The organism is Vibrio sp. 10N.222.54.E6, assembly GCF_041473955.1.
Lineage (GTDB): Bacteria > Pseudomonadota > Gammaproteobacteria > Enterobacterales > Vibrionaceae > Vibrio > Vibrio tasmaniensis_A.
The window spans coordinates 373612-389230 of sequence record NZ_JBFRTD010000017.1 but is presented as its reverse complement, the minus strand read 5'-3'; the positions used below and the strand labels follow the sequence as shown (position 1 = coordinate 389230).

Annotated in this window: 13 protein-coding genes and 1 riboswitch; of the genes, 7 read left to right on the top strand and 6 right to left on the bottom strand. The window is 43.4% G+C overall.

Annotation, left to right across the window (positions count from 1 at the left end):
* Positions 1-401: 401 nt before the first annotated feature.
* A complete protein-coding gene (locus AB4513_RS12165) occupies positions 402-1097 on the bottom strand; it encodes a response regulator (RefSeq protein WP_009846579.1) in 696 nt (231 codons plus the stop codon).
* A gap of 69 nt (positions 1098-1166) precedes the next feature.
* On the bottom strand, positions 1167-2777 hold the full coding sequence (locus AB4513_RS12160) for a sensor histidine kinase (protein ID WP_170962726.1): 1611 nt from the start codon (positions 2775-2777) through the stop codon (positions 1167-1169).
* 661 nt (positions 2778-3438) lie between these two features.
* Here AB4513_RS12160 and AB4513_RS12155 point away from each other — a divergent pair.
* The 6 genes from AB4513_RS12155 to AB4513_RS12130 all read left to right on the top strand — a co-directional run bounded on the left by AB4513_RS12155 (position 3439) and on the right by AB4513_RS12130 (position 10848).
* Complete coding sequence (locus tag AB4513_RS12155; protein WP_009846577.1) at positions 3439-3666, top strand: hypothetical protein; 228 nt, start codon at positions 3439-3441, stop codon at positions 3664-3666.
* Positions 3667-3879: 213 nt separating this feature from the next.
* On the top strand, positions 3880-5334 hold the full coding sequence (locus AB4513_RS12150) for a TolC family protein (RefSeq protein ID WP_102257301.1): 1455 nt from the start codon (positions 3880-3882) through the stop codon (positions 5332-5334).
* 3 nt (positions 5335-5337) lie between these two features.
* Positions 5338-6312 carry an HlyD family secretion protein gene (locus AB4513_RS12145; RefSeq protein ID WP_004733580.1) on the top strand — a complete coding sequence of 325 codons (975 nt, stop codon included), beginning with the start codon at positions 5338-5340 and terminating at the stop codon, positions 6310-6312.
* Between the two features lie 7 nt (positions 6313-6319).
* Positions 6320-7597, top strand: coding sequence for an ABC transporter permease (locus AB4513_RS12140; RefSeq protein WP_102257302.1), 1278 nt, complete (start codon positions 6320-6322; stop codon positions 7595-7597).
* Complete coding sequence (locus AB4513_RS12135; RefSeq protein WP_102257303.1) at positions 7594-8748, top strand: ABC transporter permease; 1155 nt, start codon at positions 7594-7596, stop codon at positions 8746-8748. Before AB4513_RS12140 ends, AB4513_RS12135 begins: the two co-directional genes overlap by 4 nt.
* A 558-nt stretch (positions 8749-9306) precedes the next feature.
* Entirely contained in the window at positions 9307-10848 is a 1542-nt protein-coding gene (locus tag AB4513_RS12130; protein ID WP_009846571.1) for a sodium:alanine symporter family protein, read from the top strand.
* A 100-nt stretch (positions 10849-10948) separates the two neighbouring features.
* Here AB4513_RS12130 and AB4513_RS12125 read toward each other — a convergent pair whose 3' ends face one another.
* The 3 genes from AB4513_RS12125 to AB4513_RS12115 form a co-directional block, all read right to left on the bottom strand.
* A complete protein-coding gene (locus tag AB4513_RS12125; RefSeq protein ID WP_012603781.1) occupies positions 10949-11137 on the bottom strand; it encodes a hypothetical protein in 189 nt (62 codons plus the stop codon).
* Positions 11138-11438: 301 nt separating this feature from the next.
* Positions 11439-12173 (bottom strand): chromosome segregation ATPase, encoded by a 735-nt coding sequence (locus AB4513_RS12120; protein WP_017103097.1) that lies wholly within the window; start codon positions 12171-12173, stop codon positions 11439-11441.
* A 149-nt stretch (positions 12174-12322) separates the two neighbouring features.
* Positions 12323-12481, bottom strand: a complete 159-nt coding sequence (locus AB4513_RS12115) for a hypothetical protein (protein WP_004733573.1) — start codon at positions 12479-12481, stop codon at positions 12323-12325.
* 301 nt (positions 12482-12782) lie between these two features.
* A riboswitch (glycine riboswitch) is annotated at positions 12783-12916 on the top strand.
* A gap of 128 nt (positions 12917-13044) precedes the next feature.
* On the opposite strand from AB4513_RS12115, the gene AB4513_RS12110 reads away from it, so the two are divergent.
* Positions 13045-14415: a sodium:alanine symporter family protein gene (locus AB4513_RS12110; protein ID WP_102257304.1), complete on the top strand. Its 1371-nt coding sequence runs from the start codon at positions 13045-13047 to the stop codon at positions 14413-14415.
* A 271-nt stretch (positions 14416-14686) separates the two neighbouring features.
* On the opposite strand, the gene AB4513_RS12105 is transcribed toward AB4513_RS12110, so the two are convergent.
* Positions 14687-15322, bottom strand: a complete 636-nt coding sequence (locus tag AB4513_RS12105; RefSeq protein WP_012603778.1) for a LysE family translocator — start codon at positions 15320-15322, stop codon at positions 14687-14689.
* Positions 15323-15619 lie beyond the last annotated feature (297 nt).

The window sequence follows — 15619 nt, the reverse complement described above, 5'->3', positions numbered from 1 at the left end:
CAAAGGTATCAGCGACATACGAAAATAGATAATAGGTCTTGGCTATTACATCAATAGCGAGTGCCTATTACACTTGAGAATGCGTTTGGTAAACGAGGGTGAAAGCTATCACCTCTATTCGGGACAGTATTGTCTATGAGTATTTGATTTACATCAACCACTGTGAAAGCAATCGATTAAATATTGACTGATTTCGAACAAATTATAATCGATAAGTCAGCTGTTCTATCTGGAAGAAGAAGCAAATCGGCATTCTCAAACATTGTAGTCAAGAAAGAACGGTATCTGGTCGGTGGAGTGAGCAATAAGAAAGGGAGAAAAAACCAAAACCAGCTTACTCAACTGGCTTTATATTTATTTGATAGCATCGCGTTTATCTTTGTGACTTGTTGTCGCTAAATCTATCTTCTAGCTTTGTTGTAGCAGCGTTCTGGGCGACCTACTGACCCGTAATTTAAGTCAGCCACTAACTCGCCAGTCGTGATAAGGAATTCCAAATAGCGTCGAGCGGTGGTTCGGCTTGCTCCAATGCGTTCGCCTGCCTCATCCGCAGTAATATCAGCGATGTCGGCTTGTTGGAAAATAGCTCTAATTTTATCAAGCGTTACACCATCGATCCCTTTAGGTAACGTAGAAACCTTTCGAGAATCTGCCTTGGCATTGGCTTGGAGCATCTTGTCGACCAAGCCTTGGTTTAAGTCAGACACACTTTCAAACTCTTGCTGCTGTGACTGATACTTTTTCAGTGCCGCTTCCAAACGAGGAAACATCACAGGTTTCAGTAAATAGTCGACGACTCCACCACGCATCGCCTGTTGCAAGGTGTCGACATCTCGGGCAGCAGTAATCAAAATCACATCACATCCCTGATTACTACCACGAACGTGGTTCAAAATATCAAGTCCGCATCCGTCCGGTAGATACACATCCAATAAAACCAAATCAGGCTTTAAGATGTCCAATTGCATTAATGCTTCAGACTGTGTGGTCGCAATCCCGACCACATCAAAGCCTCCCATCTGTTCTAAATAACGATGGTGAAGCTCTGCAATCGCAATATCATCTTCAATGACCATGACTCTCGTGATTGCGTTCATTTATGTTCTTCCTTTAACCATGCTTTTTCCGTCACTACGATCTTTACTCGATCGCTCCGTGCTCAATTATTATTGTTGTTCTTCTTTCGGTAAATACACCGTCATGCGTGACCCAAAATCAGGGTTATCAACCATTTCTAATTGCCCTTGATAACGATCTGCAAGTTGCTTAATGAGATACAAACCAACACCTCTGTTCTGCTTCGCTTTGCTCGATACGCCTTTTTCGGTGAGTGCTTTGGTCGCCAAGTCTTTCGGCAAACCACAGCCCTTGTCTTCTACTTCTACGATAATTTCATTGCCAAAATCGCTGATCGACACATCGATTACGCGACGAGCTGGTGCTATTGGCCCTTCTTGTTTAATTGCCATCATGGTTGCATCAAACGCGTTATCAATCAGGTTGCCAAGAATCGTCACGACATCCTCTGCGTTTAACCAAGCGGGTAATGCCTCAAGCCTTGACCCCTCTTCAACTTTAAGCTCCAAACCAATCTCTCGAGCTCGCTCTGTTTTGCCTAAAAGCATGCCTGCAATCAATGGATCTTTCACTGTCTCTCTTAAGAACTCAATTAAGCTCTGGTAATGAGCGGTTTCTTGACCAATCAATTGTTGAACAGAATCCAGCTCGCCCATTTGAATCAAGCCACTAATGGTGTTTAGCTTATTTTGATGCTCATGGGTTTGCGAACGCAGTAGATCAGCATACTCTTTGGTTTGTGAGAGCTGGTCTGTTAAATCGTTGATTTCATCTCGCAATCGGAAGCTGGATACCGCCCCTACCACCTCACCAGCCACTATAATTGGGCTGCGATTAGCAATGATTCGCTTATTGTTCAGGTACAGCTCAACATCGTGATCGGTATCGCCAGTCGATAACAGCTGTTCTAAGTCACTGCCCGCTAATACATCTGATAGACGTTGCTGATTGAGTGCTTTATCTCGGTCTATGGACAAAATATCGCACGCGCTTTTGTTTATTGAGCGCAAAATGCCGTTCTTATCAATGCTCAAAATACCTTCTTTCACGGTACTCATAGTCACATCAAGTTCTACATATAAGCGGCCAATTTCTTCAGGCTCAAAGCCTAAAATAGCGCGCTGAAAACGGCGAGACACATAGCTTGAAATCACCGCATTGACGGCAACCACCAGCAACGCCATCACAATCAAAAAGGCTAAGTAAGGTTCAATTCTGTCTTGTAACGAGTCCAACAAGTAGCCAACCGACACCACGCCAATGACAGTGCCTTGTGGGTCTTTAACCGCGGATTTACCACGGACAGAAAAACCAAGTGATCCTTTGGCCGTCGACACATAAGATTCACCCAACACCAATGCTTTTTGGTTATCACCACCGCGCATGGGTTTACCAAGCCGGTCATCATAAGGGTGAATCATGCGGATACCTTTATCATCTCCCACAACGATAAACGCCGCGCCAATGAGCTGGGTAAGGTTTCGAAATTTAACTTGAGTTTCTTCAGACAGAACGTAGGGAGCGCCATTAGGGCCCATCGTTCCATTTTCTTGAATAATGCTGGTGACAAGTGGCGATTCAGACAGAAATTCAGCAACACCTAACGCTTTCAAACCCATCTCTTGTTCTTGAGATTGTTTGATGTAGTAAAAACCAGCACCTGAGAGTATCAAAAGCTCAACAAGGCCAGTGACCGTCATGATAATCAGTAACCTTTTACGGAAACTGATACTGCTCCATTTCATATTCCACCGTCCCTAGTGTTAGACGAATGATGTTAACACTAAGTTAACCGCATGACCTTTCTAGCTATGCGAATTTGTGACTGTTACTCAACTAAATAATTGAGCAGATTGTTAATTGATAATCCTTTACGTTATTCATTTCGATTAATCGTTCATTTTTAGAACGGATTAGCTTAAAAAGCAAAGTAAACGAATGAATATTGAGCTAGATCACTAAGCTTTTAGGTGTTTTTTAGGTTGTTTAAAATAAATACAATTATAATAGTTGCATATGAAGGGGTTCGTTGTTGCCAAGCCATAAGTCCTCATTTTCAGACCGCGCTTTAAATCGAAATTTAGGTTAACAAAAAGGCAACAACCCTTCGCTCACTGGACGTATCTATAACTAAAAGTTGCACGCTCGTCGTTACGATTGTTGAACAAACAGGTTACCTACCTAACCTCATTCATACATCTCTATTTACGCGACAGGCCAGTAGACAACTCAGAGGTGACTGATAAATCAGCACCCAATAATAAAACATTGATGAGCAGGAAGTATCGATCAGTGGCAACGTCCGATAGAAACAGGATAAAAAACATAACGTATAAACATTGTTGAAAAGGAAACCAGGCAATGAAACGCGATAACTTTGGAATTTGTCTTACTAAGACTATGCTGTTCAAACACTTACAATCGACTTTTACTCATGTAAGAGCCTATGAGAAAGACGGAACCTCTCCTCTTGATCTCAAGGTATTGTTAGCGTTCCCGCAAATGTCAGGTAGAGATTTATTACAAACAATGCAAGGTTCAAGACAATTGGTGTGGCGCGCCGATCACCATTGTCCTAGCTTTAAATAAGCCACTTCATTTTGTAAGAACACTTCTATACTGAACTTAAAGAGCACGCTTTGTCGTGCTCTTTTCGTTTCAGTGATCTTTGTTGCTCGCATCACGTACTTTATTACATTAACTTAACGAGTTATGAGGGTTTATAATCCTGTGAGACAATCATCTCAAGACAAATGACTATCACCCTGTTAGCATTAGAGCTAATACTCTAAATGGTATTTAATGCAGATGACCAAACCAAAATTCCGACACCTTGCGCTCGCCAGTATGCTTCTCGGCACATTTGCTTCGCCAGTTTTCTCTGCCCCGCTCACTTTTTCTGAAGCGTGGCAAATATTGCAAGAGAACAACAACTCACTTGCAGCTCAACAAGCTAACGTTGAGCGTTATCAACACCTTCAGAATTCAACCAGCAGCCTTAATCTACCTTCGATCACCTTGGGGGCTAACTACACGCACCTTGATAGTGATGTGACAATTAATGGTGAACAGTTCAAAAATAGCTTAAGCGGCGTGCCAAATTTAGGTGCAGTTGGAGGTATTCTTCAGCCTATATTAAGTGGGCTTGGCGGTGTTACCTCAACCATCACCGAACAAGACATCTTCAGCTCTTCCATCCGTGCTATTTGGCCTATCTTTACTGGCGGACGAATTACCGCTGCGCAAACTGCTGCCGAAGGTAAAAGCGAAGAAGCGCAAAGCCAACTTCTGATGGAGAAACAGGCTCGCTACGAAGACTTAAGTAAATATTACTTCTCGGTGATCTTAGCGGAAGACGTCGTGAGAACACGTCAAGCCGTTGAAGCTGGCTTAACTCAGCATCGTGATTTCGCCATCAAGCTTGAACAGCAAGGACAAATTGCTCGAGTAGAACGTCTGCAGGCGGATGCTTCTTTGGATAAAGCCGTTGTTGAACGAACCAAAGCGCAGAACGACCTCAAAATTGCTCAATTAGCACTGACTCAGATCCTTGGTCAGAGCCAAAGTGTCGAACCTTCAGAACAACTCTTTATCAACAAAAACCTGCCTCATATGGACGTATTTGTTGATCAAACCCTCATGACCTACCCAGGCCTTAAAATCCTTGAAGCAAAAGAGAAACAAGCGAGTAGCTTGATCAAGGCTGAAAAAGGCAAATACTACCCAGAAGTTTACCTTTACGGTGATTACAGCCTGTACGAAGATGACTCGCTAGCCAGTGAAATGAAACCCGATTGGTTAGTCGGTATTGGTGTGAATGTACCGCTACTTGACACGTCAGGTCGTTCCGACAAAGTCGCTGCCGCTCATAGCGCCGTGTCTCAAGTCCAGTTTCTTAAGTCGCAAGCCAAGCAAGACTTAACCGTTTTGGTACAAAAGACCTATCTTGAAGCGAACCAAGCAATTGAAGAAGTTCAAGGCCTCAACTCAAGTCTGTCTTTAGCTCAAGAAAACCTTTCACTTCGTAAAAAAGCCTTCACTCAAGGACTTTCGAACTCGCTAGAAGTGGTTGATGCAGAGCTCTACCTTGCGAGCATCAAAACCCAGCAATCTGCTGCGCGATTCAAATACCTAATCTCTCTGAACAAGCTATTAGCGCTAACCAGCGAAATGAATGCTTACTCGAGTTACTTAACCTCTTCTGTTCCGTCTGACTTCGACTCAAAAACAGACACCGATAGCCAGTCAAAAGGATAATTCATGAAACCTATTAAGCCCCTTCTTCTATCTTTAGTTGGTATCGGCGTTATTGGCTGGGTCGGATACAGTTTTTACCAAGCTTATCAACCTCAGCCTGTTAAGCTTCAAGGTCAAATCGATGCGCAGCAATACAGCATCTCATCGAAAGTACCTGGCAGAATTGATGAAATATTCGTGCGTAAAGGCGATTCGGTTGAAAAAGGCGAATTGATCTTTTCTCTTCTTAGCCCTGAGATTGACGCGAAGCTAGAACAAGCAAAAGCAGGTCAAAAAGCTGCGGGCGCATTAGCAAAACAAGCTGAGAATGGTGCGCGTACTCAACAGATCCAAGCTGCTAAAGACCAGTGGTTGAAGGCAAAAGCAGCCGCCGATCTCATGGACAAAACTTATCAACGTGTCAATAACCTTTACAACGATGGTGTGGTTGCCGAGCAAAAACGCGATGAAGCCAAAACACAGTGGCAAGCAGCGAAGTACACGGAAAGCGCTGCGTTCCAAATGTATCAATTGGCACGAGAAGGCGCTCGTGACGAAACCAAAGTGGCAGCCGCTCAAAAAGCATTAATGGCGGCAGGTGCGGTGGCGGAAGTTGAAGCTTACGCAAAAGACACGCAGATCCACAGTTGGTTTAATGGCGAAGTGTCTCAGGTACTATTGAGCAGCGGTGAGCTCGCACCACAAGGCTTCCCTGTTGTGACTGTTATCGACACCAAAGATGCATGGGCAGTACTTAATGTGCGTGAAGACATGCTTAAGCATTTCGAGAAAGGCAGCCAGTTTGAGGCGTATCTACCGGCTCTAGATAAATCATTAACTTTCCAAGTAACTCACATTGCCGTAATGGGTGATTTCGCTACTTGGCGTTCAACAGACGCAGCACAAGGCTTCGACTTACGTACTTTTGAAGTAGAAGCGCACCCTGTTAATACTAGCGAAACACTGCGTATGGGCATGAGCCTTGTGGTTGAGCTTTAGGTGACGTATGTCTGCTAACTATCGATCTACAGGTTCGCAATCTAAAAGCTCACAATCTAAAGGCTCGCAATCTACAGCCTCGCAATCAACTGAGCATCATAGAGCGAAGAATACCTTGCTTAGGCAGTGGGCGATTGTCCGCAAAGACAAATGGTTGTTGTCTTGCCTAACTTGGATACCTTTGCTGCTTGCTGCCAGTATTTGGCTGATTTTTTCACAAGGGATCGCTCGTGACTTACCGGTTGCGGTTGTTGACTTGGAACACAGCCAAATTTCGCAGCAGTTCACACGCCTTGTTGATGCATCACCAACGCTGCAAGTCACTCAGAAATACAGCTCTGCGAGTGAAGCGGCGAAAGCGATGATTGAACGTGATATCTACGGTTATGTTGTGATACCAAGGCATTTTGACCGAGACCTTCTGCTCGGATTGAATCCGCAAATGTCTGTGTTCTACAACAGCCAATTTATCTTGATAGGTAAGCTAGTGAATTCCGCGTTGTTGCAGGCTCAAGGGACTTTTAACGCGCAACTTGAGGTCGTTAAGCAGTTATCACACGGTGATACCACGGTGCAATCCGCATTAGGCCAAGCAGTAACAGTGCAAAGCCAGATCACGCCACTGTTCAACAAGAACACCAGTTATGCTCAGTTCTTGGTGTCTGCGGTTATTCCTGCACTATGGCAGATCATGATTGTGGTGGGCACGATATTGGTTTTGACGGCGAACGTTAGAGCTCGTGGCCTTGATGCTTGGTTATCCAACGCCCCGATGAAGTCACTAACATCAACATTAACGCCCTACCTTGTCTTATTTTTGATGTTTGGTATCGCGTTTAGCTTTTGGTTCTATGTCCTTTTAGACTGGCCGTTTAACGGCAGTTTTGTGGCACTGACCGTCGCCCAACTGCTTACCGTCATCAGTTGCATCATCATGGGTTGTTTGTTTTTCTTCTTAACGCTTGATCCTGCAAGGGCGATGAGTTTCGCTGGCGCCTTCACAGCACCAAGCTTTGCGTTCATGGGGATTACCTTTCCAGTAACCGACATGAACACGGCAGCGCAAATCTGGAGAAGCTTATTACCCGTAAGTCATTACATCGAAGTACAAACGGCACAGTCTAGTTATGGCGTAAGCGCGGCACAGTCTTTGATCAGCCTCTCTTCTATGTTGTGGTATGCCGTTCCTACATTGGTGGTTATATTATTAATTAAGAAACATCTAATGCAAGCATCACTCTCAGCTAAAACTAAAAACGAAGCAGAACAAGGAGTAAAACAATGAGCTTTACTCAACTGCTAAAACAAGAACTGTTAGCGGTAATTCGCAACCCTGTTGTACTTCTAACGGTATTTGGTGGTGTGGTCTTCTATTCATTCTTGTATCCGCTGCCTTACGCAAATCAAGTTCCTCAACAGCTTAAAGCTTCCGTTGTGAACTTGGATAAGAGCCAAAGCAGCTACCAGTTAGAAAGAATGGTAGATGCCACGTCTCAAATTGACTTGGTACGCCGCGACTCCACCATCGCCGATGCTAAGCAAGCTGTTCTTAATCAAGAGATTGGTGGGTTCCTCGTCATCCCAGAGAACTTCTATAAAGACTTGCTCCTAGGTAAGAGCCCGACGCTTTCTTACGCTGGTGATGCATCTTACTTCTTGGTCTACGGAACCATTGTTGAAGGGCTTGCCAAGGCAGGCGGCACGTTAGCTGCGCAAGTAAAGGTCAGTCACTTGTTAGTTGAAGGTGTGCCGTTAGAATCCGCAGCCAAAGGCTACAGTGCATTCAGCTTGAACCTAAAACCAACCTTCAATAGTCGCATGGGCTACATTGATTACGTGGTTCCAGCCGTCTTTGTGTTGATCCTGCAACAAACCTTAGCCATGGCTTCTGGTTTAGTTGGCGCGACCCAAAACGCTCAATCGACGTTTGGCTATTGGAGTAAGACCTCTCCAGCGAAACTGATACTTGCTCGCTGCTGTACCTTAGTCGGCATATATTACTTGTTGTCGATGTACTACTTCGGCGCGAGCTTTTCGATGTATGGCATTAACCTACTTGCCTCCATAACAAACATTTTGACCTTACTGCTACCCTTCTTATTGGCTAGTTGTTTGATCGGGATTTTTATTGGTGAGCTAGTGCCAAGAAGAGAGTTAGTCACGGTTTTGGTGTTAATCAGTTCAATGCCGCTGATCTTCTCTTCAGGTTTTATCTGGCCTGTTGAAATGATGCCTGAATGGTTAGTACTGCTGTCACAGTTATTCCCAAGCACACCCGCTATCCAAGGTTTTTTAGCGCTCAATCAGATGGGGGCATCTTGGCAAGAGGTAGCGTCTCAATGGACATTGCTATGGATACAAGTCGCTCTATGGGGCTCGTTACTCGCACTTAAGCTTCATCACAAATCGAGTAAACGTATCATTGGCTCTGTTTAACTCTAGTCTCTATTCGTCAGGCACTAAACCTCACGCTCATTGAAACCATTAACAAAGCTCTGATAAAGGGCTTTTTTAATGTCCTTTAGCTTGATTACATCTTCAGCTATCCATTGTTTAAACACCTCCCCAAAACATATTGAACATTAAAACTCGCCGACTTCCCTATGCACCTCCACTATCATTCACCTTAGTTCATGCTATAACAGCTACTGCATATGCCTTTTCCAACCTAAAAAATGCCTGCTTATTCCCAAACAATGACAAAACCCGAACAATTGTAAATTTATTGTAAAAAAATCTTTGATGGTATTATTTTTGTGTATAGGATTATCAGTAGGACTTGGCAGGCCGAATGCCATAGTCTAATTGGTGCACATACCAAAAGGATATCCATATAAAGCAAGATCAGTACTCATATTTATTTCATTTTTCGACCTAGCTACAGCCGTTTATGTTGCCGTCGAATTGCAATAAATAAGTCGCTGAAATGTAAAAAATCAAATAGAAAAAACACAACAGCAACAAACATAATTTAATAAAAAGACAGGGAAAACCATGAAAAACATACGTGAATTATTTTTTGGGTTTATATTATTATTTAGTTCCAGTGCATTTGCAGAAGAAGGATCATTTAATCAAGCTATCAGTAACTTAAGTCAAAGTGTTGATGGTTTTTTCAACGAATATACAGGTTGGTTCGTTGGACTGATATTTAAAAGCGTACCGGTAGGTGAAGCAAACTTCCCAATTATTGTTGGCTGGTTACTGCTCGCTGCGATCATCTTTACTGTTTACTTTGGCTTTGTTCAATTTAAACGTGTCGGGATGGCCATAGACATTATTAAAGGTAAGTACACAGACCCTAACTCCAAACACGAAGGGGAAGTTTCTCACTTTCAAGCGTTAACAACCGCGCTTTCTGGAACTGTTGGGCTTGGTAATATTGCCGGTGTGGGTGCAGCTCTCGCAATTGGTGGTCCTGGTGCAACATTCTGGATGATCTTGTGTGGTCTTCTGGGTATGGCGTCTAAGTTCTGTGAGTGTACCTTAGGTGTGAAATACCGAACTATCCTACCTTCAGGTGTCGTTTCCGGTGGTCCCATGTACTACCTAAGCCAAGGTCTTGGTGAAAGAGGGTTGGGTGGACTAGGTAAAGCCCTTGCTATTGGTTTTGCATTAATGTGTATTTTAGGCGCATTGGGCGGCGGTAACATGTTCCAAGCTAACCAAGCACATGCCATGTTAACTTACGCATTCGATGTACCAAGTGAATACGGTGTCATCACAGGCCTTGTACTCGCCGCTTTAGTTTTCTCTGTGATTGTTGGTGGTATGCCTTCTATCGCATCGGTAACGGAAAAAGTTGTTCCTTGGATGGCTGCTCTGTATATCGGTATGGCTCTGATTGTTATCGGTTCTAATCTTGATCAAGTGGGTCCTGCGTTCAGTGCAATCTTTACAGGTGCGTTTACTGGCGAAGGTGTGGTTGGTGGATTCATTGGTGCCTTAATCCAAGGTCTAAAACGTGCAACGTTCTCAAACGAAGCAGGTGTAGGTTCAGCAGCTATCGCTCACTCTGCGGTTAAAACAAAAGAGCCAATCACTGAAGGTCTAGTATCACTATTAGAACCGTTCGTTGATACAGTCATCATTTGTACAATGACAGCCTTGGTTATCACTATCGCTGGTCTAAATACAGGTCCATTCGATGGTTCTGGCTTAACGGGTGTAACGCTTACTGCTGCATCGTTTACTGAAACGGCAGAAGTGTTCAAATACACACTCGCTCTAGCGGTAATCATGTTCGCGTTTTCTACCATGATCTCTTGGTCGTACTACGGTCTTAAAGCGTGGACTTACCTATTTGGTGAAGGCAAAACAACGGAACTGATTTTTAAAGTGATGTTTTGTGTGTTTGTTGTTATCGGTGCGACGATTCAGTTTGGCGCGGTAATCGACTTCTCTGACGCAGCTATCTTTGCGATGTCTATTTTCAACATTCTAGGCCTGTACTTCCTAATGCCTGTTGTGAAGAAAGAACTGCAATCATTTGTTGCTCGAGTTAAATCTGGCGAAATCAAAACTTACGAAAAATAGTGACTCGTCAATAATTTATTGTCGAATAACACTGTTCTAAAAATTTTTGTAAGACCCTTTGCTTGAGAAAGCGAGAACAGTATTGCAACGTACAAAATCCCTACAGGCTGTGCTTGTAGGGATTTTTTATGTCTGAATTTTCTTGTTTAAGCCGCCGTTCAGGATCTTGGCTTACTTGTTTACGATCCAAGACTTCTTCTACTTCAATCATTTCTCGTTGCGCCAATGCCGAATTACAATCATCAAAGCAATAAGCTACGGTACAAGTCTCGCACAAATATTCAGGCATCCCTTTGTCCTTTGAGATAGTCTAATCACCGAGTGGCAACAAACCACATATTCATCCTAGAACATAACAATTATGCTAATTTTCTGGCGTGTAAATATGCGTGCAAAGTCACCAACTACCCAACAAAGCACATATCAAGATCAATTTTACGTATCTAATCACTAATTTCAGAAATAACAATGTAAAGCGCATCTTAGCCATTTAGGGGGTGAGAACGCAAAACGCCCACATCACGTGTGCGATGTGGGCGTTCAAATTCTTACTGCAAGTAGTCGTGATATGGCTATATTAAGCGCTCAGCTTATAGACCCATCTCTTCAGTGAGAGTCTTGATCTGCTTGATATCCATGGTGTGAACTTCAATCATTTGTCTGATGTCACTTAAGCGGGAATTGGCATTATCCTGTTTCTCACAGGCGTCAGATTTTGTATCCCATGACGTACCATCTAAGAAAACATCACACGCTTTCTTCAAAGAACCAAGATTCTGTTCGATGTCATCTCTTTCTTTCTCGAGTTTTTCAAGCTCTTGAGATATCTGTAATTCTTTGCGGAAAAGCTCACGCGAACGTTCAAAAAGGGTCGACTGCATATCAGCTTGACGGCTCAACTTTTGATTATTTTGTTGAGTTTGTTCTAACGTTTGCTTCTGTTCGTTTAACTGCTGCTCTAACGAGTAGTTTGCTTTCTCTAAAACTGCAGATTGTTTCGCTAAATCTTGGAGTTCTTTTTGATGCTCTTCTGCCTGTTTCACTAGAGCAGCTTCTACTTTCGCATCAATTTCGGTATCAACTTTTGCCACTTTCTCTTCAACTGATGTCACCAACTGAGTTTTACTATCACGCAGTTCTTGATAACGAGTTTCTAGTACCTGATAAGTGGATTCCCACTTCGAAGCCGTGACTGTAGATCCGATTAAACCGCCTAACGCCAAACCGATAACCGCAGCAATGCCGATATAGAGCTGACTACGTTTATCGCGTTCCTCAATAACAACCACTTCATCTTGTTCGCCTTGTCCAGATTGCTGGTTCACTAGCGGGTACTCCCAAAAATTTGTTTAACGTTACACGGTCACTGATACTGATACTGATACTGATACTTTAAGCTCAGTTAAACCTATTGCCCAAGCCAGAAGCACTTGAGCTTTGCTAACACGTTTATCCTATCTGCTTACAGACAGACTTAACGAGTTAACTCCGAAATCATCAGGCTGGCAGTATACAAAAGGAAGCTGCTAACGATAACTATCACTACCCATTTTTGCAGTTTTTCGTTTGTCCGGTAACGAAACAGCACAAATGCCAAAGCCAATAAAAAAACAATCGCTATTAATCGAGTCATAACTCCTCCTTGTTTCTCTATTTTATACCATTTAAATAAGCAAGTTACGTCAGAGACTCGTTGTTTGATCATTTAGTTGAACAACATTTGAGCAAACAGATGTTTTGTAGCTGACATCACATTTTATATGATCTAGGATACGCCTACAGATTACCTAATTATTTAGGTAATTGTTCCGATGAAGACTGCAGGAGAGTGGTTTTTAACTAAATATTAACATTTAGTTAGATAAACCCGCCGAAGAAGTAAATCTTTCAGGCGCTTTGTGCTGGAGAAATCCAGAAAAGTGAGGACTGTCGTTGGAGGAACCTCTGGAGAGAACCGTACTACTTTTTTGTAGCAAGCGGTCGCCGAAGGAGCAAGCTTAGTGCCCGTTACTTATCTATAAGTGATTCGCTAAGTGAAACTCTCAGGCAAAAGGACAGAGGAGTGGAAAGCAACAGCCTTAATTAACAAAAGAATTCTATCTAGAAATCCGTCTGTATTAAGTAGTGCTATCGATCCCTGTGATCTGCACTGCCTTCCCTCTTCTCCTTAAATTTTATATTTATTAAGGGGAATCTATGAACCACCTACAAGCTACACTACAAACCATCAACCAATTCGTTTGGGGACCACCACTACTTATTCTGCTAGTGGGTACAGGTATCTATTTTACTTTTCGCTTAGGCTTACTCCAGTTTAGACACCTCCCAACCGCGCTAAAAATGGTGTTCAGTAAAGACAAATCCGGTACGGGTGACGTATCAAGCTTCGCCGCTTTGTGTACAGCGCTTTCCGCAACGATTGGTACAGGCAATATTGTAGGCGTAGCGACCGCAATCAAGATTGGTGGTCCTGGCGCCCTATTCTGGATGTGGCTTGCCGCTATATTTGGTATGGCGACCAAATACGCAGAATGTCTACTTGCCGTTAAATACCGCAGAACCGATAGCAATGGCGAAATGGTTGGCGGCCCAATGTACTACCTGCAATACGGTGTCGGCTCACGAATCTTAGCGGTCATGTTCGCTGTCTTCGCGCTCGGTGTTGCTTGCTTCGGTATCGGTACCTTCCCACAAGTAAACGCAATTTTAGACGCAACTCAAATCTCATTTGGCGCATCACGTGAAATGTCAGCGGTTGTCCTCACGATCCTTGTGGCGGTTGTAACCCTTGGTGGTATTCAATCTATCGCTAAAGTAGCAGGGAAAGTCGTTCCTACGATGGCGGTGATGTACGTCGTCGCGTGTTTAAGCGTTCTGATTTCAAATGCAGACCAACTACTGAATGCCATTACCCTTGTTGTGACTTCTGCGTTTACCAACACGGCAGCAACCGGTGGTTTCTTTGGCGCGAGCATCATGCTTGCTATCCAATCAGGTATCGCTCGTGGCGTGTTCTCGAACGAATCTGGCTTAGGTAGCGCACCAATGGCAGCAGCCGCGGCTAAAACAGACTCATGTGTGAAACAAGGGCTTGTCTCTATGACAGGCACCTTCTTCGATACCATCATCATCTGTACGATGACAGGTCTGGCACTTATCTTAACGGGCGCTTGGCAGACTGACCTTTCTGGCGCTGCGATGACCACTCATGCATTCGCTGTTGGCTTGAATGCAGACACCCTTGGCCCTATGTTGGTTTCTGTTGGCTTAATCTTCTTTGCGTTTACAACAATTTTAGGTTGGAACTACTACGGTGAGCGCTGTGTTGTGTTCTTGCTAGGTACCAAAGCAGTATTGCCTTACAAGATTATCTTCATTGCGTTGGTGGCTTCTGGTGCATTCTTAAAGCTCGACATGATCTGGATAATGGCGGATATCGTGAACGGCCTAATGGCAATTCCGAACCTAATTGGGCTTATCTTACTGCGCCATGTTGTTATCGAAGAAACCAAGCTATTCTTCAAACCGTTAACTTCTTCAAATGATTGTGAAGCAGTTAAAGCATAATAAGAATTGAGCGATCAAAAACGCCCGCAATGATGTGCGGGCGTTTTATTATAAAACTAATGGCTATGTGCCAGTGATTTAGATTCCAATACATTATACCAATCGTAGTAAATAACTGGTCACCCTAGCTTGCTAAAACGCTCGATAACTGCGTTAGTATTTTTGATTGTAGAATAACTACTTATCAAAAAATGCTGCCTTGTTCTCAAGCCTTTTCCCTGCGCTATTTTTGATCACTTACTTACTGTGATTGGTATTAAGTCACTATGACTTAGCTAGGTTCTTCCATTAAAAGCTTCACACCCAGCCCCACCAGCACCATGCCAGTCACGCCTTCCATCCACTTCATAAAACTCGCATTCTTAAGCAAGTTTTTAGCCGAGTTAAGTGCCCCAGCCAAACCGCATTGCCACACCATCGCAATCATAAAGTGTACCGAAGCCATCAACATAGATTGCAATAATGGTGATCCTTCAGGGTTTACGAATTGAGGTAAAAAGGCCAAATAGAAAACTGCCGTTTTTGGGTTAAGAACGTTAGACAGAAAGCCTTCGCGTAGAGAACGCTTAGCACTGTATGCTTGCTGAGCTTGTTCACCCACCTTCAAACCGCCACCGTTTTTCATCAAAGCTCGTAAACTGCTTAAGCCAAGCCAGATCAGGTAAACCGCACCCACCATCTTAACGGCTTGAAAGAGTTCAGCTGACTGGGCGAGGATTGCAGAAATACCCACAGCAGAGAAAAACGCGTGTACATACAAGCCGCTACAAATACCAAAGCTGGTCATCACGCCGTCAGATAAGCCAGAACGGCTCGTATTGCGAATCACCAAAGCCGTATCTAAACCCGGCGTTAGCGTTAAAATAGTAATGGCAATTAAAAATGCCTCAAAGTTCAAAATATCCATATCATTGTCATTGTTGTTCAGCGATCTATCATCAATACCGTGTATCTGAACAATTCGCAAGCAACAATTGCCACCAGCTATACAACTCACTGATTTTGTGCACAATGGAACAGTTTAATTTGTTAAGAAATAGTAAATTCAAGGCATCGTACCGCCTCATGCTTTTCTCGCTATATCTTCAACTCCGAAGGTCAGCGTCTTTTAAAAGTAGAGCCATAATCAAAGTACATGAGAGATGAACCTTAACGCTGACGCAGTCCTAAGGATCATTTACAGAAACCAAATTAAGAGTAGTCA